Raw genomic sequence first — 20179 nt, 5'->3', positions numbered from 1 at the left:
TCAAGCGTCGACGGACCGCCGGCGCCCACGCAGCGGGCGGAGGACGAACATCCCGGCCAGCAGCGCGAGGGCCGCGAGGAGCGCCGCGACCGCGAGCACCCCGCTCAGGACGACCTTCGTCTGGACGCCGCGGTGCTCCTCGCCGACATCGTCGGAGACGATCAACGTCATCGCCACGATGGTGTCCTTGAGGAGCTGGATGAAGCGGGTCATGTCCTCGGACCAGACCTGCGCGGCCGGCCGCCCCGGGGCGTGGGACTCCAGGTCTCGGACCGCGCCCGCGAGCGAGCCGTCGTTGATGACCTGGACGACCGCGTTCTGCGACACCAGCCCACGGGACCCGTCGGCGAAGGTGCCGTCCGAGATCTTGTCCAGCGCCTTCTGGGTGGCCTTCGGGGCGTCGCCGTAGAACGAGCGCGAGGTGAGCTGCCAGGACGTACGCGCCTCGCTCATCGCGTCCATCGACTCCTCGTCGATCCTCCCGGTCATCAGCGCCGGCACCATCAGTGTGCGCTCGATCCCCAGCGACTCGGACGCCGACCGGACGTACTTGAGGTTGGTGACCTGCTTGTAGATGTTCTCGTTGCGGATGTTGGGCATCTCGGTCGCGAAGTCGAGCAGCTCGTAGGCGGTGTCGGTGTAGGCGGCGACCGCCGCCTCCGTGCTCGCCTTGTCGCCGTCCTCGAGGTCCGAGCGGTAGGCGTCGATGCTCTTGAGGACCGTGTAGGTGCGCTCGACCCGTTCCCGCAGGCTCGGGGTGTCGGCGAGGTCGACCTTGGTGATGTCGTCGTGCCACGCCTCGATCGAGTCGTCGGTCACCTGGCGATAGGCCTGCCGGACCGCGGCCGGGACCTGGTCGGAGCTCAGCGCGTCCCGCTCGAAGATGAGGTCCATCCCGAGCTCATAGCTCTCCGGGAGCGCTCCGGCGATCGTCATCGCGCGACTGGAGACGGCCCGCTCCTCGAGCGCGTCGGTGAAGGTCAGCCCACCGAGGACCAGGGCGATCAGCACCGGGACCAGCAGCAGGCCGAACACCCGGTTGCGGAGGAACCTCGGCTTCGGGGCCGCATGGGACCGAGGCGTACGCAGCGCCGACTCGACCACGCCGGCGACCGCCGTCACCGGCGAGACGGAGGGGGCCGAGGAAGCCGAGGACGACGCGGCCGACGGGAGCGCCAGGGGCTTGAGCCCGGCGGGCAGCTCGCGGCTGCCGGCCGGAACCGCGGGCACGACCTCGGGCCGACGCGCGAAGGCGACGACCTCGCCGGCGGTGGGCCGCCGGGAGGGGTCCTTGTCCATCATCGACGCCACGAACTCGTCGACATGGGACGGCACGGTGACCACGTCGTTGACGTGCGGGACCGGCGCGGTCACGTGCTGGTAGATCATCGAGACCGGCTCGGAGCCGGCGTACGGAGCGCGTCCGGTGAGCAGCTCGAAGTACACACAGCCGAGCGCGTAGATGTCGCTCGGTGGGCCGACCACGTTGTCGGCAGCCTGCTCGGGCGAGATGTAGGGCAGGCTCCCCATCACATGGCGGGTCGAGGTGAGCCGCTCGGCCTGGTGGCTGGCCAGCTGGGCGATGCCGAAGTCGAGCACCCGGATCCGGCCGTCACCGTCGTAGACGAGGTTGGACGGCTTGATGTCACGGTGGATGATCCCGGAGGAGTGGACCGCGGTGAGCGTACGCGCGACCTGGACCATCGCCTCGCTCGCCTCCTCGACGGTGAACCGCCCCTGCTTCTCGAGGCGGTCGGCCAGCGTCGGGCCCGGCAGCAGCTCCATGACCAGGTAGACGATGCTGCCGTACTCGGTCTGCTCGACCCCGACGTCGTGCACCTGCACCGTGCCCGGGTGGCTGGCCGCCGTCGTCGAGAGCGCCTCACGCCGGAAGCGCTCGGTCACCTTGGGGTCGGCGGAGGTCTCCACGACCTTCACGGCGACCCAGCGTTCGAGCCTGATGTCGGCTGCCTGCCAGACCTCGCCCATCCCGCCGCGTCCAAGCAGTCGGTGCAGGCGGTATCGGCCTGCGATCGGGGGGCGCGTTCGCATGCGCATATGTTGTCGGACTCACACCCCGTGCGTCTCGTGTACGCACCGATGAAGTCCGCCGATCTTTGCTATTGTTGCCGGTTTACGCATCAACTGCTCGCCCTCGCGCTCGGAGCAGCGCGACGCCGAGCGCGGCGAGCACCGCCAGCACGATGCCGGTGAAGACTCCCCAGGCGATCGTCTGGTTCTGGGCGTCCCTGTGCTCGCGCTCGATGTCGTCGGCGAGCCGGTTGGCGGCGTGGACGACCACCTCCTTGAGATCCTCGACGTAGCCGGCCGCATCGGCCAGCCAGAGCTGGTCCACGGGCCTGCTGTCGTCGCTGTCCTCCAGCTGCCTGACGACGTCCTCGACGTCACGGGCGTTGAGAACCCGGATGACGGCACGCTGGGACGAGACCGCGTAGGACCCGAACTCGAACGACCGGCCCGAGATTCTGTCGAGCCGCTGCCGCGTCGCCGGATCAGCGCGCCGATAGATCGACTCCGAGTGGGTCGCCCAGGAGTCCTGGGCCGCGCTGAGGTCGGCGATGCCCTGGTCGCTGATCCGCTCGTTGCGCAAGGCGTTCGCCATGATCCTCCGCTCGAGTCCGAGCACCTCCGAGACGGACCCGATCAGCTCCAGGTTCCGGGCCTGCTTCGCCAGCTCGTCATCGTGGAACGACGGCAGCTCGGCGGCGAGGTCGAAGAGCCCGTTGACCGCGTTCGTGTACAGCTCGACGGCCACCAGCTTCCCGGACCGGTTCCCCTCCCGGGCGGCCGCACGGATGTCCGAGAGCCGCTCGAGGGCGGCCGCCGACCTCTCCGTACGCCGCCGCAGCCCCGGATCGCCGGCGGTGTCCAGCTTCTCGACCTCCACGGTCCAGGCTTCGATGGACCGGTCGGTGATCTGGAGGAAGTCCTCGGTCAGTGCCGCATCGGTCCGCAGCGCGTCGCGCTCGATCGAGAGGTCGAAGGCGAGCTGGAAGCTGGTCGGTAAGATGTTGGCCAGCGGCTCGGCGCTGCCGATGCTCGACACCTTGTCGCCGGCCCGGAGGGTGCCCCAGCCGCCGAAGACCAGTCCCGGCAGGACGAGGACCATCAGCACACCCAGCAGCGTGGGCGAGAGGCGCGGGCCCCTGATGCCGACCGGACGCACGATCCGCTTCGGCGGAGCGGCGACCCCGCTCTCGAGCACGGTCGCCACCTCGTCGGCCCGGGGACGCTTGACCGGGTCCGGGTCGAGCATGGCGGTCGTGATGCCATCGAGGTGGCCGGGAACGGTCACCAGTGTGCCGACCCGCTCGGGCTCGAGCCCTGCGTACGGCGGGCGGCCGGCGAGCAGCTCGAAGAACACGGCACCGAGGGAGTAGATGTCGCTCGCCGGTCCGATCCGCTTGCGGTCGATCTGTTCGGAGGACATGTACGGCAGGCCCTCCCCGCCGCGGGGCGCGGGCGCACCGACGAGAGCGATCCGGCCGTCGGGGGCGTACCCGATGGTGGCCGGTCTGATGTCTCCGTGCACCTGCCCCGCGGCATGGCCCGAGGCGAGGAGGCGCGCGACCTGCGCGACGATGCTCGAGGCCTCATCAGGGGAGAACGGGTGCTGCTGGACAAGCCGGTCGGCGAGATTCTGACCGCTCAGAGCGGGTCCGCCCTGTCCGGTCAGATGGTTCACATGCTGGCGACCGGCGCGTGGGGGACGGATACGCATGGGTCCATGGTCCCTGGTGAGCACCCCTGACGACCCGGCCTCAACCGAGAGTTTTCCTGGACTTGGCCAAGAGTTCGACTCCGCCGCGGGCTACCCCGGCCGGAGCCGGATCCCGTACTGCTGCACCTTCCGATAGACGGTGGCACGCGACATCCCGAGCTCCGCGGCCGCTTCCTGCATGGTGATCCCCGGACGGGTCAGGACGCGGACGATCTCGCCCCGTTCGAAGGCGTCGATGCGGGACAACGGCCGCCGGGTGTCGGAGAGTACGTCGGCGGGAAGGTGGCGCAGATCGACCTGGTCACCGGCGCTCACGGCCCGCTGGACGACCTGGACGAGCTCGGCGACGTTGCCCGGCCAGCCGTGGTCGTGCAGCGCCCGCTCCGCGGCCGGGGTCAGCGCGACCTCGCGGCCCCGCACCCTCAGGCCCACCTGATGCACCAACGGAAGTACGTCCTCGGGCCGCTCCCGCAGCGGCGGCACCTCGACCACGGTGTCGACGAGATCGGCGAGGGCCGCCGGGATGCCGTCGAAGGTCTCGGCGGTCATCGCGAACGGCACTCCGGCGACCGCCCCGGGCGCCGCCTCGACGAGGAGGGCGTGCAGCCGCTCGGCCACCCACGCCGGAAGCATGTTCACGTCGCGTACGACCACAGCGGTGTCCTGCTTGGCGAGCTCCGGCGTCCACAGCGACAGCCAGGCCTCGGCGTCGGCGGGCTCCGGGGCGGAGGCCGCCAGGATCCGGTCGCGGGGCCGCAGGTCACGGAACGCCTGGGCGACCAGGGTCGTCCGCCCCACCCCCGGCTCCCCGACCACGGCGACCCGCCGACCGACCCGGAGCGCGTCGCGCACGCTCCCCAGCGCCTCGCACCAGGCGGACGAGAGGTCTCGGAGGCTGCCGGCGCCCGGCTCCAGCCGGGGCGCCTCGACCCGGAACACCTCGCCACGGGGAGCCGGGCGCGGGAACCGGCCATGGGCTCGGGCGAGCATGAGCGAGGCGGTGTTGCTGGCCGCCGACTGAGCCAGGGCGAGCAGCAGGTCGTGGGACGACTCCGACCAGGTGGTCAGGTTGACGCTGCCCTCCAAGCGCCCGCTGATCGGGTCGATCACCGGCGCGGCGGCACAGGTGTAGCTGCACAGCGAGAGCGAGTAGTGCTCCTCGGCCCGGACCACTGTCGGCGTCCGGTCGGCCAGCGCGAGGCCGAGCCCGTTGGTGCCCGCCGCACGCTCGGCGTAGCTGAACCCCGGCGCGAGGTGGACGGCGTCGAGGTCCCGGAGGAGCTGCTGGTCGCCGCTGAGCCGGTTGAGCACCAGACCGCCCGGGTCGGTGAGCATCAGGCTGACCGGCTCGCCGACGAGCGTCCGGTGGAGGTCGTCGAGCACCTCCTGACCGCACTGGAAGAAGAGCGACTCCTGGTCGTAGGCGCCGGAGAAGACCGGGTCGACCTCCTCGACCGAGACCCCGTACTCCTGGCTGCGCTGCCAGGAGGCACGTACGCGCGGCGCCAGCGCCGACGCGTCGACGGCCGCGGTGCGCTGCGCGATCGGGTGGCGGCCTGTCATGTGATCGACGTTACATCCGCCGGGCGGCAGCGAGAGCCGGGAGACGTCTCAGATTGAGACGGTCGAGGTCTCACATTGAGACGCCGCACCCCTGATCTGCGGATCGCAGCCGCCCTAGCGTCCTGTGACGTAAGCCACAGATCGGAGACCCCATGTACACCAAGGACGACGAGTCGTACTTCATCGTCGACGCCCACGTCGCACTCTGGGACGCCCGCCCGGAGAACCAGCGCAACATCCACGGCAAGCAGTTCATCGACTGCTTCTACGACTACCACCGCAACCTCTCCCCCGAGGCGGAGCACTGGTCCTACGAGGACTACCTCTACCAGGGCGGCGAGCGGCTGATGCACGACCTGTTCGAGGTCGGCTACGTCGACCACGCGATCTTCCAGCCGGCCCACCTCGGCGAGTTCTACACGAACGGGTTCGGGCAGACCGAGGAAGCCTCACGGCTGGCGGCGAAGCACCCCGACAAGCTGACGTACAACCACAACTTCGACCCCCGCAACGGCGAGGCCGGGCTCGAACAGCTCCACGCCGACGCCGAGCGGTTCGGCCTCCAGGGCGTCAAGCTCTACACCGCCGAGTGGCACGGGGAGTCGCGCGGCTGGAAGCTGACCGACCCGTGGGCGTACCGCTACTTCGAGGCCTGCCGCGAGCTCGGGATCACCAACATCCACATCCACAAGGGCCCGACGATCCGGCCGCTCGACCGCGACGCGTTCGACGTCGCCGACATCGACCACGTCGCCAGCGACTTCACCGACCTCAACTTCATCGTCGAGCACGTCGGCCTGCCACGGCTGGAGGACTTCTGCTGGATCGCCACCCAGGAGCCCAACGTCCACGGCGGGCTGGCGGTCGCGATGCCGTTCATCCACACCCGGCCGCGCTACTTCGCCCAGATCCTCGGCGAGCTCGTCTACTGGATCGGCGAGGACCGGATCCAGTTCTCCTCCGACTACGCGATCTGGACGCCGAAGTGGCTGATCGAGCGGTTCGTCGACTTCCAGATCCCGGAGGACATGACCGAGTACGCCCCGCTCACCGTCGCGCAGAAGAAGAAGATCCTCGGCCTCAACGCCGCGAAGATGTACGACCTCGAGGTGCCCGCCGAGCTTCGGCTGCCCGAGGCGGACGAGACCGCGACCGGACCCCGTGAGCCCGAGCGGGCCGACCTCGCGGCGGTGTGAGATGTCGCTGCTGACCCAGGAGAGCACCCGCGCCACCCAGGCGTACGCCGCGCTCCACGCCGTCGTCGACCCCGAGCTCGACGAGCCCATCACCGATCTCGGCTTCGTCCGGTCCCTGACCGTCTCCTCGACCGCACCTGTCCGGGTCGAGGTCCACCTGCGGCTGCCGACGTCGTTCTGCTCGCCCAACTTCGCCTACCTGATGGCGAGCGACGCCAAGGACGCGCTGACCGCGCTGCCGTGGACCGACCAGGTGGTCGTCGAGCTCGACGACCACCATGACTCCGACCTGATCAACGCCGGCCTGGCAGCCGATGCCGGATATCTCGGCACCTTCCGCCACGAGGCCGAGTCGTCCCTGGACGAGCTGCGGACCACGTTCCACCGCAAGGCCCACACGGCGGCCCTCGAGCGTTGCCTGACCCGGCTGTTGAGGGGGCAGCCGGACCTGGCCGAGGACGCCGTGGGCGAGGTCCGTCTCGAGGACCTGCCCGACGACGACTTCACCGCCTCGCTCCGGCGCCGGCGAGCGGTCCTCGGGCTGCCCGACCTGCCGGAGGCGTACGTCCTGGTCGACCACGACGACGAGCGACCCGGCGACATCCCGCTGGCGCTGCGGAGGGCGCGTTCGACCCGGATCTCGATCGACGGGAACGCGCACTTCTGCCGGGGCCTGCTGGCGACGCGCTACGGCGAGGAGGTCACCTCGCCCGCCTTCGTACCTCTGACCGACCTGCACCGAGAAGGAGCATCATCATGAGCACCATGCGAGCCGTCCAGGTGGTCGGCTACCACCAGCCGCTGGCGATGACCGAGGTCCCGGTCCCCGAGCCGACCGGACCGTTCGACGTCGTCGTCAGGATCGGCGGCGCCGGGGTGTGCCGCACCGACCTGCACATCCTGGAGGGGCAGTGGGAGGAGAAGTCCGGCGTCGCGCTGCCCTACACGATCGGCCACGAGAACGCCGGGTGGGTGCACGCGGTCGGTGACGCCGTCACCCACGTCGCCGAGGGCGACAAGGTGATCCTGCACCCGCTGATCACCTGCGGGCTGTGCCGGGCCTGCCGCTCGGGCGACGACGTGCACTGCGAGCTCAACCAGTTCCCCGGCATCGACACCGACGGCGGCTACGCGGAGTACCTGAAGACCTCCGCGCGCTCGGTGGTGAAGATCGACGACTCCCTGGAGCCGGCCGACGTGGCCGCCCTGGCCGACGCCGGCCTGACCGCCTACCACGCGGCGGCGAAGGCCGCCCGGCGGCTGACCCCGCGCGACCGGTGTGTGGTCATCGGCGCCGGCGGGCTCGGGCACATCGGCATCCAGGTCCTCAAGGCGCTCAGTCCTGCCGAGCTCATCGTCGTCGACCGCAACCCGGAAGCCGTGAAGCTGGCCCTGTCGATCGGAGCTGATCACGGCGTTGTCGCCGACGGGACCCAGGTCGACCAGGTGCTGGAGCTGACCGGCGGCCACGGCGCCGAGGTCCTCGTCGACTTCGTCGGCGAGGGCGGTGCGACCGCCGAAGGGGTCCGGATGCTTCGCCAGGCGGGCGACTACCACGTCGTCGGCTACGGCGAGAACATCGACGTGCCGACCATCGACATCATCTCGGCCGAGATCAACTTCATCGGCAACCTGGTGGGTTCCTACAACGACCTGTGCGACCTGATGGCGCTCGCCGCCCGCGGGGCCGTCACGCTGCACACGCAGAAGTACGCCCTCGACGACTTCCAGACCGCCATCTCCGACCTCGACGCCGGCCGGGTCCGCGGCCGCGCGATCCTGGTTCCCTGAGGAGGCGACGACATGAAGAAGCTCCTCGGAATCGGCATCTCGGTCGGAGTGCTCGCGGGCATCTGGACCCAGGTGAGCATCGAGCTCGCGCTCATCACCTGGGTCGGGTTCGTGGCCTGGGCCTGCTACTTCGCCGCGGGAGGCGGCCGCGAAGGCTTCCTGAAAGGTCTCGCGGCCAACCTCGCCGGCGCACTGTGGGGCTACGGCGCGAGCCTGGTCCTGACGTACGCCACCTTCCCCGGCGCGGTGGCCCTGGCGGTCACGGTCGTCGCGTTCATCCTCTGCCTGCAGGCGGCCGTGGATCTGCTGTCCTTCATCCCCGGTGCCTTCGCCGGGACCGCGGTGCTGTTCGGCACCTCGTTCGACCTCGGCGGCACGCTCGTCGCGCTGGTGGTCGGGGCCGGCCTCGGGTGGCTCTCGGACATAGCCGGGCGGCGGATCCAGGCCGCGGTCGAACGACCCGCACAACCGATCCCCGCCACACCGAGGAGCACCCGATGATCTTCATCGCCGCCCGTTTCCGCATCAAGCCGGAGTACGCCGAGGACTGGCCGGCCATCTCCGGCCCGTTCACCGAGGCCACCCGGGCCGAGCCCGGCAACCTCTGGTACGACTGGGCCCGCAGCCTCGACGACCCGAACGAGTACGTCCTGCTCGAGGCCTTCGCCGACGACGAGGCCGGGGCGGCCCATGTGACCTCGGCCCACTTCAAGCAGGCCCAGGCCGACCTTCCGCGCCATCTCGCCGAGACGCCGCGGATCGTCAACACCAACGTCCCGGGACAGGAGTGGTCCGAGCTCGGCGAGCTCGCGGTCACCGGCTGAACCACTGATCCCGCTTGACCTGGGGTGACTCCAGGTCAAGCGGGATCTTTACGTCATCCGTGCGCCGCGGTGCGCCGCCCCAGGTAGGCGAGGCAGGCGACGGCGAGCGCGACGCCCCAGAGCGGCCAGAGCACCTCCGGCGCCCATGCGCCCCAGTCAGAAGTGGCTCCGGGGACCGTCCAGAGGTCGTCCGCGATCGCCATCCGCCAGAAGGAGATCCCGGCCGACGTCACCGTGCCGGCGACCAGGATCCCTGGCACGAGGGCCATCGCGACCGGGACCGGACGCCCGCCGATACGGGGCACCCAGCTCCAGAACACCTCGCCCCAGCGCGCCACCAAACCCCAGGTCAGAACCGCCCCGACCACGGCGAAGGCCGCGAGCCCGAAGCCGGCCCACTTCCCCTCGCCGAGGTCCTCCAGCATCTCGCGGCTGATCCCGAGCGGGATGTCCAGCGCCCAGGCGATCCGGGTCACGGCGTAGAGAAGAGGTACGACGACCGCGACCGCCACCGCAGGACGCCCCCAGCGTGCCCAGCGGCCCCAGTCCAGACGCCCGCCAGGCTCAGTCTGCCCGAGCAGGAAGACACCGGCGACGACCATGGCCAGCCCGCCGAATGCATGCGCCAGAGCCACACCGGAGTCGACGAAGAGACCCCACTCGAGCTGTCCGGCACCCGGGCCGAGCCCGAACATCGCGAGCAGGACTTGAGGCAGATAGCCGAGGAACATCAGCGCGCGGACGTCGGAGACGACCACGGCGACGACGAGCCCGAGAACGATCAGGAGCCACCCTGTCGCTCTCGTCGTACGCGGTGTCCGCACCTTCGCGACTGCGACCCCGGCGATCAGGGCGAGGAGCGCCAGCACCGCGATCACCCAGGACATCTGGGTGCCGCTCAGAGCACCGAGCGGCGACGCCGCATCGGGGACCCACGGGTCCGGCGCCCTGCCCAGCAGGGCGAGCCCCGCCAGGGCGCCGAAGACGAGGGCCCAGACGCCAGCCACCCAGGGCGCAGCGCGCAGCACGACGAAGCGCTGCTGCGTACGTTCCGTACGTTCCATCAGGGCGCTCATCAGGCCACGCTCCTGGCCATGTCCCAGCGCTGCCCGACCGTACGCAGCAGGGCCGGATAGACGATGGCGTGGCGGAACGGCTTAATGAGGGCCATGTAGGCCTCGCCGAACCGCCCGTTGGGCCGCACCAGCACGCTCATCTGCGCGCTGAAACCGTCGGGCGCGCTCTCGTCATCGACCCACCCGAGGTGGAGGACACCGTGCATCGTGCGGTTGGCGATCTCGGCGGCGTACTCCCGATCCGTCAGATAGAGAGGCTGGAACGGGCTGTCGTCGCGCTCGGGCGCGGGGTGGTCCCGGAGATCGGAGGGCAGCCGGTCGCGCAGCGAGGCGACGCGGCGGCCGAGGCCGTGCTCGACCTTGTCGGTGCCGAGCAGCCGGCCGAGCGTCCACCGGGCCGCGAAGAGGAAGCGGTACGCCGCCGGGAAGTCGTGGTCGTCGCCGGCCAGCACCGCTTCGACGAAGCGCGGGAAGTCGTCGGCTCCGCCGTGGACCGGCAGGGCCCAGACGTCCTCGAGCTCGAAGTCGTGGGTGATCTCGTGGATGCGCCAGGACTGGCGCGAGTAGGCGCCCGACGGTATCGGGCCCGTCCGGACCGGGCTGAGTCTGATGGGTGCGTGTGTGGTCATGCCTCCACACTGGTCCGCGCCCGGCGGCGGTTCGTCGCCCTCAGGTCGCGGGCCTCTCAGCCTCTGGGATGAGACTCAGCTCCGGGGACCCACGAGCCCGGTCTCGTACGCCAGCACGACCGCCTGCACCCGGTCGCGCAGGCCGAGCTTGGCGAGCACGTGGCCGACATGCGTCTTCACCGTCGCCTCGGAGAGGTGCACGCGGCGGGCGATCTCGGCGTTGCTGTCGCCGGTGGCGAGCTCGAGCAGCATGTCGAGCTCGCGGGGCGTGAGGGTGGCGCGGATGTCGGCGACGCGATCGTTGTCGGCGGCCGGTGCGGTCGCTACGTGCTCCAGCAGCCGGCGCGTGGTGGAGGGCGCAACCACCGCGTGACCTGCGTGAACGGTGCGGATCGCTTCGACGATCTCTTCGGCCCGGGCGTCCTTGAGGAGGAAGCCGCTGGCGCCGGCCCGGATCGCCGGGAACGCGTAGTCGTCGAGGTCGAACGTGGTCAGCGCGACCACCCGCGTGTCCGGCTGTTCCCCGGTGATCGCCGCCGTCGCCTGGATCCCGTCGAGGCGGGGCATCCGCAGATCCATGAGGACGACGTCGACCCGCTTCGTACGCACCAGCGCGAGCGCCTCGTGACCGTCGGCCGCCTCCCCGGCGAGCTCGAGGTCGGGCTGGCTCTCCACCATCATCCGGAGCGCCGAGCGCATCAGCTCCTGGTCGTCGACGATCGCGACGCGGATCGGGATCTCGCTCATAGCGGCATCATGGCGCGCACGCGCCAGCCCTCGTCGCTCGGCCCGGCCTCGAGGGTGCCACCCACCGCGGTCACCCGTTCGCGCATCCCGCGCAGGCCGCGGCCGGGCGGGCGCTGGATGCCCACTCCGTCATCGCTGACCTCGACTGTCAGCTGGCGTCCGGCACGGGTCACCGACACCGTCGCGACGGCTCCTGAGCCTGCGTGGCGGCTGACGTTGGTGAGCGCCTCCTGCACGACCCGGTAGGCGGTCAGCCCGACGGCCGGAGCGACCTGACCGGGCTCGTCCACCTCGAGCCGGACCGTCAGACCCGCCTCGCGCATCCGCTCGACGAGCCCTTCGACGTCGGCCAGCCCCGGTTGCGGCTCGGTCGAGGCGATGTATCGAGCTTGTCGAGATGACTCGCCACCGAGCACGCCGAGCAGCCCGCGCATCTCCACGAGAGCCTCGCGGCCGGTGGTCGCGATGGTGTCGAGGATCCCCGAGGCCCGCTCCGGCTGCTGCCCGACGACCATCCGGCCGGCCTCGGCGTGGCTGACCACGACCGCGAGCGAGTGCGCGACCACGTCGTGCATCTCGCGCGCGATGCGCTGCCGCTCCTCGGCGGCGGCCCGGTCGGCGAGCTGGTCGATCCAGGCCGCCCGGGTCGCCCGAAACCTGCCGAGCGCCCACGCCGCCACCGTCGCCCCGATCGTCGCGGTGGCCACCATCAGCCACCACGTCCACCCCTCCAGGCCCGTGCCCTCGAACCCCGACAGGCGTACGACGGCGATCAGACATCCCACCAGCCCGATGCCGAGCGCGACCCCTGGCCAGGGGCGCCGGTCCTGCGCACTCACCGCGTAGAGCAGCACGAAGAAGCACAGGCTGCTCGGCAGCAGCACGGGTCCGTAGTCGCTTCCCGCCGCGGCGGCCGTCGGCCCGCTCAGGTCGGGGGCGGCGACCAGGACCAGCTCGGCCAGCGCCCCGACGGCGAACGACGGCAGCGGCCAGCGCCGGGCGGTCGCCACCGCGGCGTGAAGAGCCACGAGCGCCACCAGGAGCGCGATCTCCCACGCCGTGCCGACCTCACCGTCGACCACCGAGGTCCACCCGACCGGCAGCAGCACCAGCGCGAGCGCCCCGGCCAACGCCACCTGACCGACGTCCCCGAGCCAGCGGGGTCCGGGAGCGGCAGCCACGGTCATGCGCTCACCCTAGGACGAGGCCGTCGCGGCAGCCACGGAAATCATCCGGCAGCGAACCGCACCCGGTTCCGCTGCCTCCCCAGATCCAGCCTGCCGTCGTCCGTGGACACGGTCGCCTCGACGAGGTTCCCGTCCTGGAGATAGCGCGGGTTGCCCGCCTGACTCCGGAAGAACAGCCTCCACTTGACGGCGGTCGGGAGCAGCGAACCGACGATCTCGATCGGCTTCGGCGGCGCCGAGAGGGCGGTCCCGACGGGCGTACCGGTGAGGACGAGGTCGCCGGGAGCGAGATCCTGGAAGCGGGCGAGGGACCGGAGCGCCTCGAGCGGCTGGTAGATCATGTCGTCCCCGACGCGCATGTCCTGGCGCAGCTCTCCGTCGACCCAGAGGCGAAGCCGGAGGTCGTCGAAGCGGGCGAGCTCGTCCTCGTCGAGCAGCACGAGCGCGGGGCCGACCGGGGTGAAGCTCGGATAGGACTTCGCCTCGTAGAACTGGGTCTGCGGGAGCTGGACGTCGCGGGCGGAGACGTCGTCGGTGACGACGAGCCCGGCGATGAACGAGCGATGGTTCTCCGGCGTGATCTCGGTGCCGACACCGATCGATCGCCCGATGACGAGGCCGATCTCCACCTCGTAGTCGAGCAGGGTCACATGAGGCGGGCGGACGATGTCCGCCGCAGGGCCGCAGACCGAGGCCGAGGACTTCCGGAAGAACGTCAGTGGCACGGTCGCCGGGTCGATGCCGGCGTCCTTCGCATGGGACCGGAAGTTGGTCATCTGGGCGACGACGCGGCAGGGCGTGGTGACCGGGGACAGCAGGTCGAGCTCTTCGACCGGCACCGTGTCGGTGGCCGAGGCGGCGGCGACGATCTCGCTCCGCGACGACAGCAGCTCTGCGGTGGTCGTGGCCTCGGTGCCGATCCGGGCGGCACCCCGCGGGGTGCTCACCCACCAGGCGTCGGCGGTGCGGAGGACGGAGAGAGGCATGAGCGAGCTCCTCGGTAGGAGGGGGGGTCAGGTGCGGGCGACGGCGAGCAGGCCGCGGAGCCGGTGGAGGTCGAAGTCGTTGCGCCGGCCGAGGGCGACGCCGACGGAGGTGAGCTCACGGAGGGAGTCCAGGCGCCGGGGCGACACCCCCAGGAAGTCGAGGGAAGCGGGCGGCCCCCACTGGGCGAGCCCGGACGCGGTCATCTCCGACCAACCCGTCTCGAGCGTGGCGTCGAACTGGTCGCCGTCGGTGAAGTGCTCGACGAGGAAGCCGTCGGGATCGCGCCAGTAGTCGAAGATCTGGCTGCCCTCGACGTGGCGCCCGATACCCCAGGAGCGGTCGTATCCCCGGTCCAGCAGGTACTCCCCGCCGGAGGCGAGCGCATCGAGGTCGCTGACCTGGTACGCCGAGTGCACGTAGCGGTTCCGGGGCCCGAGCGTCATCGCGAGCGTGTGGTGGTCCGCCGGGACCGGGCCGAGGTCGCACCGGACGAAGCTCATCACCGGGCCGCGCTCCCGTTGCCCGGCGTAGAACTTGAAGTCGCTGACGATCATGCCGAGGTGCTCGAGATACCAGTCGAGGGTCTCGCGGTATCTCGTCGTCTGCAGCACGACGTGTCCGAGCCGCTGCACCCGTGCGGGCTCGCGGAGCGGGCGTTGTGCCTCGTTCGTACGCGGCGTCGCCGATCCGGCGTTCACCGTCAGCGGCACCTGCGGTTGCGACGCCGGGAGGGGGTGGGTCCCCGAGACCACCCGGACGCGCACCCCACTCGGGTCGACCAGATCGGTCGTCATCCCGCCGAGGTGGTCGGGCAGGGGACGTACGCCGGCACCGGTGGCCTCGGCGAGGCGAAGGAGGTCCGCGGGGTCGGCGGCCTTGAAGGCGGCCCCGAGGAACCTCGAACGCGATCCCTTCCGCACGATCACGGCCGGCGTACCGGGGTCGGTGCCGCGCAGGACCAGCTCCGTCTCCGTCCGGGACACGGTGCTGAACCCGAAGGCGTGCGCGAAGACCTGGGCGCGCCGCAGGTCCGGTTTGGTGAACTCGAGCCAGGCGAGGTCGGTGACCTTGATGACGGGATTCGCCGCGCGTCCGGGGTGCTCCCCGGCGAGGGCGCCGGGCTCGGCGTGCAGGTCGTTGTGAGTGGTCATCGCGGCTCCTCCCCGACCCGGCGGAACAGCGCCTCGGCGTTCCCGCGGTCGATGGCGACCCTGAGGTCGGCGTCGAGGGCCGTCTCCTCGTACTCCTGGCGCATGAAGCGCACCGCGGCGGACGGCGCGAACGGGAAGTCGCTGCCGTAGAGCAGCCGGGTCGGGTCGGCGAACGCCGTCAGGCTCGGCAGGGCCGTCGGGCTCGAGGAGAGCGCGATGTCGAAGTAGAACCGGCGCAGCAGGTCGAGGCGGCGCTTCGTCTCGCGCCTGCGGTCGACGAGGGCCTTCGCCTGGGACAGCTTGTGCTCGCCGCGGAGCATCGTCAGCAGGATCCGATGACTGATGTACGGCAGGAAGCCGCCCGCATGGGCCAGGATCCAGGTGATCCCGTCGTACTTCTCCAGAGAGCCGCTGAGGACCAGTCCGGACGCGGCCCGCACCGTGTCGAGCAGGAAGTCGGCGGTGAACGAGGGGATGCCCGGCGCCGGCTCCGCCGGCAGCTCTCCGGGGTGCACGAAGACGACGGCGCGCCGCTCGTGCAGGTAGGCGAGGAGCGGCTCGAACCCGGGGTCGTAGACGTAGCGGCCGGCGGCGTTGCTGAGCAGCACGACACCATCGGCTCCGAGGACGTCGAGAGCATGCTCGGCCTCGGCGATCGCGCCCTCGACGTCGGGCAGCGTGAGGGTGGCGAAGAAGCCGAAGCGCTGCTGGTTGTCGTCGACGACTCCGGCGCAGAACTCGTTGAGCCGGCGCGCCAGCTGGCGGCCCTGCCGGTCGTCGCCGAGCCAGGCTCCGGGCGTGGAGACGGACAGGATGCTGGTCGCGATGCCGTTGCGATCCATCACGCGCAGCGACCTCTGCGGCGTCCAGTCAGGTACGGCCACTCCCCCGGGAAGCAGGCCGCGCTCCTCGAGGAGACGGCGATAGAACGTGGGGACGGCGTGGTGATGCACGTCGACCCGGCCGGGGCGTCGTCCCATCAGACCACCTCGACGGGTCGGGCGAGGACGCGCTCCTCGGCCAGACCGAGCTGCTGCCGCATGGCCGCGGTCAGGGCGGAGGCATCACGGCCGGCACCGAACACGAACTTGTCCGGGCGCAGGACGAGCACGTCGCCCGACCGGATCCGGTGACGTCCCAGCCAGCGGCCCAGCTCGCCGGTGGTGTCCTCGACATCGACCAGCCCGGCGCGGCGACGGCCGTCGCCCACCGAGCCCTGCGGACGCGCGCCGGGGGCGAACACCGTCGTGAAGGTCGCTCCCACCCGTTCCCACGTGTCGATGTCGTCACCGAGCCGCTCTCGTGGGTCGACCCCGATGCCGACCACGGCCCAGCCGATCCCGACAGCATCGTCGAAGCGGATCGGGCGGCCGTCGTAGCGGCGTACGACCGGCTGGGGCGCGAGCGTTCCCTCGGCGCCCAGCAGACCGCGGGGCGTGCCGAGATAGGCGTCGCGGCCGAAGCGGGGCTTCGGCTTCATGCCGGCCCGCTCGATCCAGCCACCCAGCCCAGGAACCCGCAGCGCCGTCCACATCGCGGCATCGCGCGCCTTCGCGCCGACCGGGTGCTTGAGCGAGACCAGCGACTTGTTGAAGACCGAGAGCGCGATCATCGCCTTGGCGTGCGGCTTCCGCTCGGTCTCGTAGGTGTCCAGGATCGCCGGGTCCGCGCCGTGCCGCACGATCGCCTCGAGCTTCCAGGAGAGGTTGTCGGCATCGCGAACCCCGGCATTCATCCCCTGGCCGATGAACTGGGGCGTCATGTGCGCGGCATCGCCCGCGAGGAGCACCCGGCCCTCGCGCCAGCGGTCCGCGGTGACCGCGTTGAACGTATAGACGAGCTGGCGCCTCACCTCGACCTCGGCCAGGTCGACGTACCTGCCGATGAGCCGACGTACGGTCTCGTCGGACTCGAAGTGCGCCGTGTCGTCGGAGTCCTTCAGCGCGAACTCGAACCTGTGGTGGCCGCCGGGCTGCGGGCAGCTGACAGTGGGCATGTCCGGGCTGCACACGAAGTCGAAGTACGGCAGGTGGCGGAAGGCGTCGGCCCCGTCTTTCGCGGCCAGGTCGACCACGAGCCAGCGCTCGGGGTAGCTCTTGCCGGACATCTCGATCCCGAGCTGGGTCCGCACCACGCTGCGTCCGCCGTCGGCCGCGACCAGGTACGCCACCCGCACCGTCTCGGCGGTGGCTTCGTCGACGACGTTCTCGTCCTTGCCGTAGCGGCTCCCGGTCGCGGCGGCGTGCCGGACGGTGACGCCGTCGTCGTCCTGGGTGAAGCCGAGGACCTCGCGGCCGCGGCGTACGTCGACATCGGGGTAGCGGTCGAGCAGCTTCTCGAGCTTCGTCTCCAGGTAGGGCTGGTAGAGGAAGTTCACGACCGGCCACCACAGCGGCCGCTGGGTCTCGCGGAACTGGACCAGGGTCGTGCCGTCGGACTTCACCCACTGCACCGCCGAGTCCACGTTCATGTCCGCATGGATCTCGTCCGCCACCTCCGCGGTCTGGAAGACGCGCAGCGCCTCGTCGTCGGTGTAGACGGCGCGGGCGTTGCCGTAGAACTCCGGCTCGCGCTCGAGCACCAGCACCGACAGACCGCGGCGGCCGAGCAGGTGGGCAAGGGTGAGACCGGTGGGGCCGAGGCCGACGACGGCGATGTCGTAGGTGTTCATGCAGATGCTCCGCTCAGGGCAGGGACGGTGATCTCGGGATGGCGCAGATGGGCGGCGGCCTGGCGGAGCTGCCCGAGCCTGTCGAGGATGCCGGGGTCGACCGTGTGGTGACCCCAGATGCTGATGCCCTGATGGGTGGCGACCTGCCACGCTTCCTCGAGCTCGGGCGTGATGACGATCGGGTTCCAGCCGACCTCCACCTCGAAGCCCGACGGGCTCACGCAGTAGAACGACAACTCCCGGTCGTTGGTGTGCTGTCCGATGGACCAGGCCATCTTGAAGCCGAGCTCGCGGACTCGGGTGTACGCGCTCACCATGTCGTCGAGCGTCGCGGCCTGGATGTTGACGTGCTGGCAGCGCGTACGGACCGGCTCGATCTTGAGGCCCTGGACGTTGGCGACCGCGATCGAGTGGTGGCGCTCGTTGACACGCAGGAACCTGATCTTGAGCGTCAGCCCGCCGATGTTCTCGTCGATGTAGTCGGTCAGCCGCGAGTCGAAGACCGTGTCGTAGTAGCGGTGGATCGCGAGCGGCTCCCGGGAGGTGATCGCGACGTGCCCCATGCCGCCCTCGCCGGTGACGAACGCCGAGGTCGTCATGCGCAGCGGGCTCGAGGACTCATGGGCGACGGTGAAGATCTCCTGGACGATGCCCTTGGGGCCGGGGAAGCGCCACAGCCGCTCGACTCCTCGCAGCGCGGCTTCCTCCGGGGTGCCCTCGAGGACCGGTACGCCACGGTCCGTCACCCGGGCGATGATGCGGTCGAACGTCTCGTGATCGGTGACGTGCCAGCCGATGGCCATCAGGTCCTCGGCCGGACCACGCCGGATCAGGAAACGGCACGCGCGCTCGTCGAGGCGGAACCGCATCGTGTCGGCGTCGAGCTCCTCGACGTGCAGGCCGATCGCGTCGGATCCGAAGCTCCGCCACTCCCGGAAGCGCTGCGACTCGACCACCAGATAGCCGAGCTGAACCTTGCCGAAAACACTCATGAGAGGTACGCCGTCGCCAGCTCGTTGAACAGCTCGGCCCGCTCCCACTGGACCCAGTGCCCGGTGTCGGCCGCCAGGTAGACGTCGCAGGTCGGCAGGGTCGCGGCGAGCAGCCGGGCGCCGGAGGGGCGGTTGACCTTGTCGTCCTGGCCCCAGACCACCAGCGTCTTCACGCGCACCTGCGCCAGGCGAGGGTCGCGGGTCAGATCCATCCGCCACAGTGTCCGCAGCGCGGACCGGCCGGATGGTCGGCGCAGCGGCGGGTTCGCGACCACCTCCGGCTGGATGCTGGCCTGGTAGCGCAGCTCGATCAACTCGTCGGGTACGGCGGCGCCGTCGAAGACCAGGAAGTCGCGGATGAACCTCGAGAGCTTCTCCCGGCTCGGCCCCTCTCCCCGGTAGTAGTCGAGCAGCGCGTTGAGGCCCTTGGTCGGCAGGGCCCGCGTGGTGCCGATGCCGCCGGGCCCCATCAGGATCAGCCGATCGACCTTGTCGGGCCGGTCCATCGCCAGGCGCAGTGCGGCTGCTCCGCCGTAGGAGTTCCCGACGAGGTGGGCCCTCTCGATGTCGAGCTCGTCGAGAAGACCGCCGACGGCCGCCGCGAGGTCGCCGAACGGGTCCTCGTGATCGATCTCCTTCGTCGAGCGGCCATAGCCTGGCATGTCCGGCACGATCACGCGGAAGCGCTGGGCCAGGGCGTCGATGTTCCGCGCGTAGTTCGAGGCGCCCGTCGCGCCGGCACCGCCACCGTGGAGCAGCACCACGGCGGGCCCTGACCCGGCCTCGGTCACGAAGATGTCGCGCCGTCCGACACGAACGGTGCGCTCGGTCCGGGAGAGGTCGTTCACGGTCGTCATCAGTTCCCCTTCGTTGGATAACTGATGAAATCATCACTATCGATGGTTCTATCTGTCAAGAGTTTCTGATGAGATCATCAGGTACGATCCGGGCATGACCTCGGAACCGGCGTCGCCGCCGTCTCGGATCGATCGGCGCAAGGAACGCACCCGGAACGCACTCCTCCAGGCCGCGACGACCTTCCTCGCCGACGGCCACCCGAACGTGAGCATCCAGCAGATCACCGACGCCGCCGACGTCGGCTTCGGCAGCTTCTACAACCACTTCGACAGCAAGGAAGCGCTCTTCGAAGCCGCCGTCGCCCGCGTCCTCGAGACCTACGGCACCCTGCTCGAGGACCTCGTCGCGGCGTACGACGATCCGGCCGAGGTCTTCGCGGTCAGCTTCCGGATGACCGGACGCCTCCAGCGGCAGCTGCCCGAGTTCGTACGCGTCATCCTCAACGAGGGCATGCGCGTGCTCATCCACGACCGCGGGCTCGCCCCCAGAGCCCTGCGGGACATCGAGGCGGGCGTCGCCGCCGGGCGGTTCGACATCGAGAACCTCCAGCTCGCCCTCATGACCGCCGGCGGAGCACTCCTCGGCCTGCTCCAGCTGCTCGAGACCGAGCCGGACGCGGACGCCGGAGCCCTCTCCGACCAGATGACCGCACGCCTCCTGCGGGCCTTCGGGATGAGCAAGCAGGAGGCCGCGGACCTGTGCTCGCGGCCGTTACCGCCTCAGCCCGAGCTCTGAGAACGACCGCAGGCCCGCTCCGGTCGGAGC

General features: G+C 70.5%; 19 protein-coding genes. 6 read left to right on the top strand and 13 right to left on the bottom strand.

All coding sequences use genetic code 11. The annotated features are described in order from the left end of the window. The 3 genes from ACFU7D_RS12795 to ACFU7D_RS12785 all read right to left on the bottom strand — a co-directional run bounded on the left by ACFU7D_RS12795 (position 1) and on the right by ACFU7D_RS12785 (position 5305). Complete coding sequence (locus ACFU7D_RS12795; protein ID WP_378867536.1) at positions 1-2052, bottom strand: protein kinase; 2052 nt, start codon at positions 2050-2052, stop codon at positions 1-3. Between the two features lie 82 nt (positions 2053-2134). Continuing rightward, positions 2135-3742, bottom strand: coding sequence for a serine/threonine-protein kinase (locus tag ACFU7D_RS12790; protein WP_378867534.1), 1608 nt, complete (start codon positions 3740-3742; stop codon positions 2135-2137). A 90-nt stretch (positions 3743-3832) separates the two neighbouring features. After that, positions 3833-5305 (bottom strand): GAF domain-containing protein, encoded by a 1473-nt coding sequence (locus tag ACFU7D_RS12785; RefSeq protein ID WP_378729499.1) that lies wholly within the window; start codon positions 5303-5305, stop codon positions 3833-3835. 152 nt (positions 5306-5457) lie between these two features. Between ACFU7D_RS12785 and ACFU7D_RS12780 the strand changes: the two genes are divergently transcribed. The 5 genes from ACFU7D_RS12780 to ACFU7D_RS12760 are packed head-to-tail and all read left to right on the top strand — an operon-like array spanning position 5458 to position 9116. Continuing rightward, positions 5458-6501 carry an amidohydrolase family protein gene (locus ACFU7D_RS12780; RefSeq protein ID WP_378867531.1) on the top strand — a complete coding sequence of 348 codons (1044 nt, stop codon included), beginning with the start codon at positions 5458-5460 and terminating at the stop codon, positions 6499-6501. 1 nt (position 6502) lies between these two features. Beyond that, the gene (locus ACFU7D_RS12775) at positions 6503-7261 is read left to right on the top strand and encodes an iron-sulfur cluster assembly protein (RefSeq protein WP_378867529.1); all 759 of its coding nucleotides are present in this window, start codon (positions 6503-6505) and stop codon (positions 7259-7261) included. Continuing rightward, a complete protein-coding gene (locus ACFU7D_RS12770) occupies positions 7258-8292 on the top strand; it encodes an NAD(P)-dependent alcohol dehydrogenase (RefSeq protein ID WP_378867527.1) in 1035 nt (344 codons plus the stop codon). Before ACFU7D_RS12775 ends, ACFU7D_RS12770 begins: the two co-directional genes overlap by 4 nt. Before the next feature lie 12 nt (positions 8293-8304). Next, entirely contained in the window at positions 8305-8793 is a 489-nt protein-coding gene (locus ACFU7D_RS12765; RefSeq protein WP_378867525.1) for a DUF1097 domain-containing protein, read from the top strand. Further along, positions 8790-9116, top strand: coding sequence for a putative quinol monooxygenase (locus ACFU7D_RS12760; protein WP_378867523.1), 327 nt, complete (start codon positions 8790-8792; stop codon positions 9114-9116). The genes ACFU7D_RS12765 and ACFU7D_RS12760 overlap by 4 nt, the downstream gene beginning before the upstream one ends. Before the next feature lie 53 nt (positions 9117-9169). Here ACFU7D_RS12760 and ACFU7D_RS12755 read toward each other — a convergent pair whose 3' ends face one another. The 10 genes from ACFU7D_RS12755 to ACFU7D_RS12710 all read right to left on the bottom strand — a co-directional run bounded on the left by ACFU7D_RS12755 (position 9170) and on the right by ACFU7D_RS12710 (position 19413). After that, positions 9170-10192: a hypothetical protein gene (locus tag ACFU7D_RS12755; protein WP_378867521.1), complete on the bottom strand. Its 1023-nt coding sequence runs from the start codon at positions 10190-10192 to the stop codon at positions 9170-9172. Further along, positions 10192-10821: a DUF2867 domain-containing protein gene (locus ACFU7D_RS12750; RefSeq protein WP_378867519.1), complete on the bottom strand. Its 630-nt coding sequence runs from the start codon at positions 10819-10821 to the stop codon at positions 10192-10194. The genes ACFU7D_RS12755 and ACFU7D_RS12750 overlap by 1 nt, the downstream gene beginning before the upstream one ends. Positions 10822-10896: 75 nt before the next feature. Then, positions 10897-11568, bottom strand: coding sequence for a response regulator (locus ACFU7D_RS12745; protein ID WP_378867517.1), 672 nt, complete (start codon positions 11566-11568; stop codon positions 10897-10899). Further along, positions 11565-12755, bottom strand: a complete 1191-nt coding sequence (locus ACFU7D_RS12740; RefSeq protein ID WP_378867515.1) for a sensor histidine kinase — start codon at positions 12753-12755, stop codon at positions 11565-11567. Before ACFU7D_RS12740 ends, ACFU7D_RS12745 begins: the two co-directional genes overlap by 4 nt. 41 nt (positions 12756-12796) lie before the next feature. Further along, on the bottom strand, positions 12797-13741 hold the full coding sequence (locus tag ACFU7D_RS12735; protein ID WP_378867513.1) for a fumarylacetoacetate hydrolase family protein: 945 nt from the start codon (positions 13739-13741) through the stop codon (positions 12797-12799). A gap of 27 nt (positions 13742-13768) precedes the next feature. Continuing rightward, entirely contained in the window at positions 13769-14893 is a 1125-nt protein-coding gene (locus tag ACFU7D_RS12730) for a VOC family protein (RefSeq protein WP_378867511.1), read from the bottom strand. Continuing rightward, positions 14890-15873, bottom strand: a complete 984-nt coding sequence (locus tag ACFU7D_RS12725; protein ID WP_378867509.1) for an amidohydrolase family protein — start codon at positions 15871-15873, stop codon at positions 14890-14892. The genes ACFU7D_RS12730 and ACFU7D_RS12725 overlap by 4 nt, the downstream gene beginning before the upstream one ends. Continuing rightward, a complete protein-coding gene (locus tag ACFU7D_RS12720) occupies positions 15873-17564 on the bottom strand; it encodes a bifunctional 3-(3-hydroxy-phenyl)propionate/3-hydroxycinnamic acid hydroxylase (protein ID WP_378867507.1) in 1692 nt (563 codons plus the stop codon). The genes ACFU7D_RS12725 and ACFU7D_RS12720 overlap by 1 nt, the downstream gene beginning before the upstream one ends. Beyond that, positions 17561-18556, bottom strand: a complete 996-nt coding sequence (locus tag ACFU7D_RS12715) for a VOC family protein (RefSeq protein WP_378867505.1) — start codon at positions 18554-18556, stop codon at positions 17561-17563. Before ACFU7D_RS12715 ends, ACFU7D_RS12720 begins: the two co-directional genes overlap by 4 nt. Further along, positions 18553-19413, bottom strand: coding sequence for an alpha/beta fold hydrolase (locus ACFU7D_RS12710; protein ID WP_378867503.1), 861 nt, complete (start codon positions 19411-19413; stop codon positions 18553-18555). Before ACFU7D_RS12710 ends, ACFU7D_RS12715 begins: the two co-directional genes overlap by 4 nt. Before the next feature lie 94 nt (positions 19414-19507). On the opposite strand from ACFU7D_RS12710, the gene ACFU7D_RS12705 reads away from it, so the two are divergent. Beyond that, positions 19508-20149, top strand: a complete 642-nt coding sequence (locus ACFU7D_RS12705) for a TetR/AcrR family transcriptional regulator (protein ID WP_378867501.1) — start codon at positions 19508-19510, stop codon at positions 20147-20149. Positions 20150-20179: the final 30 nt, after the last annotated feature.

Source organism: Nocardioides sp. NPDC057577, assembly GCF_042801335.1.
Taxonomy (GTDB): Bacteria; Actinomycetota; Actinomycetes; order Propionibacteriales; family Nocardioidaceae; genus Nocardioides.
The sequence above is the reverse complement of the archived record's forward strand: the minus strand, read 5'-3'. Positions and strand labels throughout refer to the sequence as shown.

Excerpts from the sequence above, each read along its gene's own strand:
- ACFU7D_RS12795 (WP_378867536.1), bottom strand. The coding sequence starts at position 2,052 with ATGCGAACGCGCCCCCCGATCGCAGGCCGATACCGCCTGCACCGACTG.
- ACFU7D_RS12790 (WP_378867534.1), bottom strand. The coding sequence starts at position 3,742 with ATGCGTATCCGTCCCCCACGCGCCGGTCGCCAGCATGTGAACCATCTG.
- ACFU7D_RS12785 (WP_378729499.1), bottom strand. The coding sequence starts at position 5,305 with ATGACAGGCCGCCACCCGATCGCGCAGCGCACCGCGGCCGTCGACGCG.
- ACFU7D_RS12780 (WP_378867531.1), top strand. The coding sequence starts at position 5,458 with ATGTACACCAAGGACGACGAGTCGTACTTCATCGTCGACGCCCACGTC.
- ACFU7D_RS12775 (WP_378867529.1), top strand. The coding sequence starts at position 6,503 with ATGTCGCTGCTGACCCAGGAGAGCACCCGCGCCACCCAGGCGTACGCC.
- ACFU7D_RS12770 (WP_378867527.1), top strand. The coding sequence starts at position 7,258 with ATGAGCACCATGCGAGCCGTCCAGGTGGTCGGCTACCACCAGCCGCTG.
- ACFU7D_RS12765 (WP_378867525.1), top strand. The coding sequence starts at position 8,305 with ATGAAGAAGCTCCTCGGAATCGGCATCTCGGTCGGAGTGCTCGCGGGC.
- ACFU7D_RS12760 (WP_378867523.1), top strand. The coding sequence starts at position 8,790 with ATGATCTTCATCGCCGCCCGTTTCCGCATCAAGCCGGAGTACGCCGAG.
- ACFU7D_RS12755 (WP_378867521.1), bottom strand. The coding sequence starts at position 10,192 with ATGAGCGCCCTGATGGAACGTACGGAACGTACGCAGCAGCGCTTCGTC.
- ACFU7D_RS12750 (WP_378867519.1), bottom strand. The coding sequence starts at position 10,821 with ATGACCACACACGCACCCATCAGACTCAGCCCGGTCCGGACGGGCCCG.
- ACFU7D_RS12745 (WP_378867517.1), bottom strand. The coding sequence starts at position 11,568 with ATGAGCGAGATCCCGATCCGCGTCGCGATCGTCGACGACCAGGAGCTG.
- ACFU7D_RS12740 (WP_378867515.1), bottom strand. The coding sequence starts at position 12,755 with ATGACCGTGGCTGCCGCTCCCGGACCCCGCTGGCTCGGGGACGTCGGT.
- ACFU7D_RS12735 (WP_378867513.1), bottom strand. The coding sequence starts at position 13,741 with ATGCCTCTCTCCGTCCTCCGCACCGCCGACGCCTGGTGGGTGAGCACC.
- ACFU7D_RS12730 (WP_378867511.1), bottom strand. The coding sequence starts at position 14,893 with ATGACCACTCACAACGACCTGCACGCCGAGCCCGGCGCCCTCGCCGGG.
- ACFU7D_RS12725 (WP_378867509.1), bottom strand. The coding sequence starts at position 15,873 with ATGGGACGACGCCCCGGCCGGGTCGACGTGCATCACCACGCCGTCCCC.
- ACFU7D_RS12720 (WP_378867507.1), bottom strand. The coding sequence starts at position 17,564 with ATGAACACCTACGACATCGCCGTCGTCGGCCTCGGCCCCACCGGTCTC.
- ACFU7D_RS12715 (WP_378867505.1), bottom strand. The coding sequence starts at position 18,556 with ATGAGTGTTTTCGGCAAGGTTCAGCTCGGCTATCTGGTGGTCGAGTCG.
- ACFU7D_RS12710 (WP_378867503.1), bottom strand. The coding sequence starts at position 19,413 with ATGACGACCGTGAACGACCTCTCCCGGACCGAGCGCACCGTTCGTGTC.
- ACFU7D_RS12705 (WP_378867501.1), top strand. The coding sequence starts at position 19,508 with ATGACCTCGGAACCGGCGTCGCCGCCGTCTCGGATCGATCGGCGCAAG.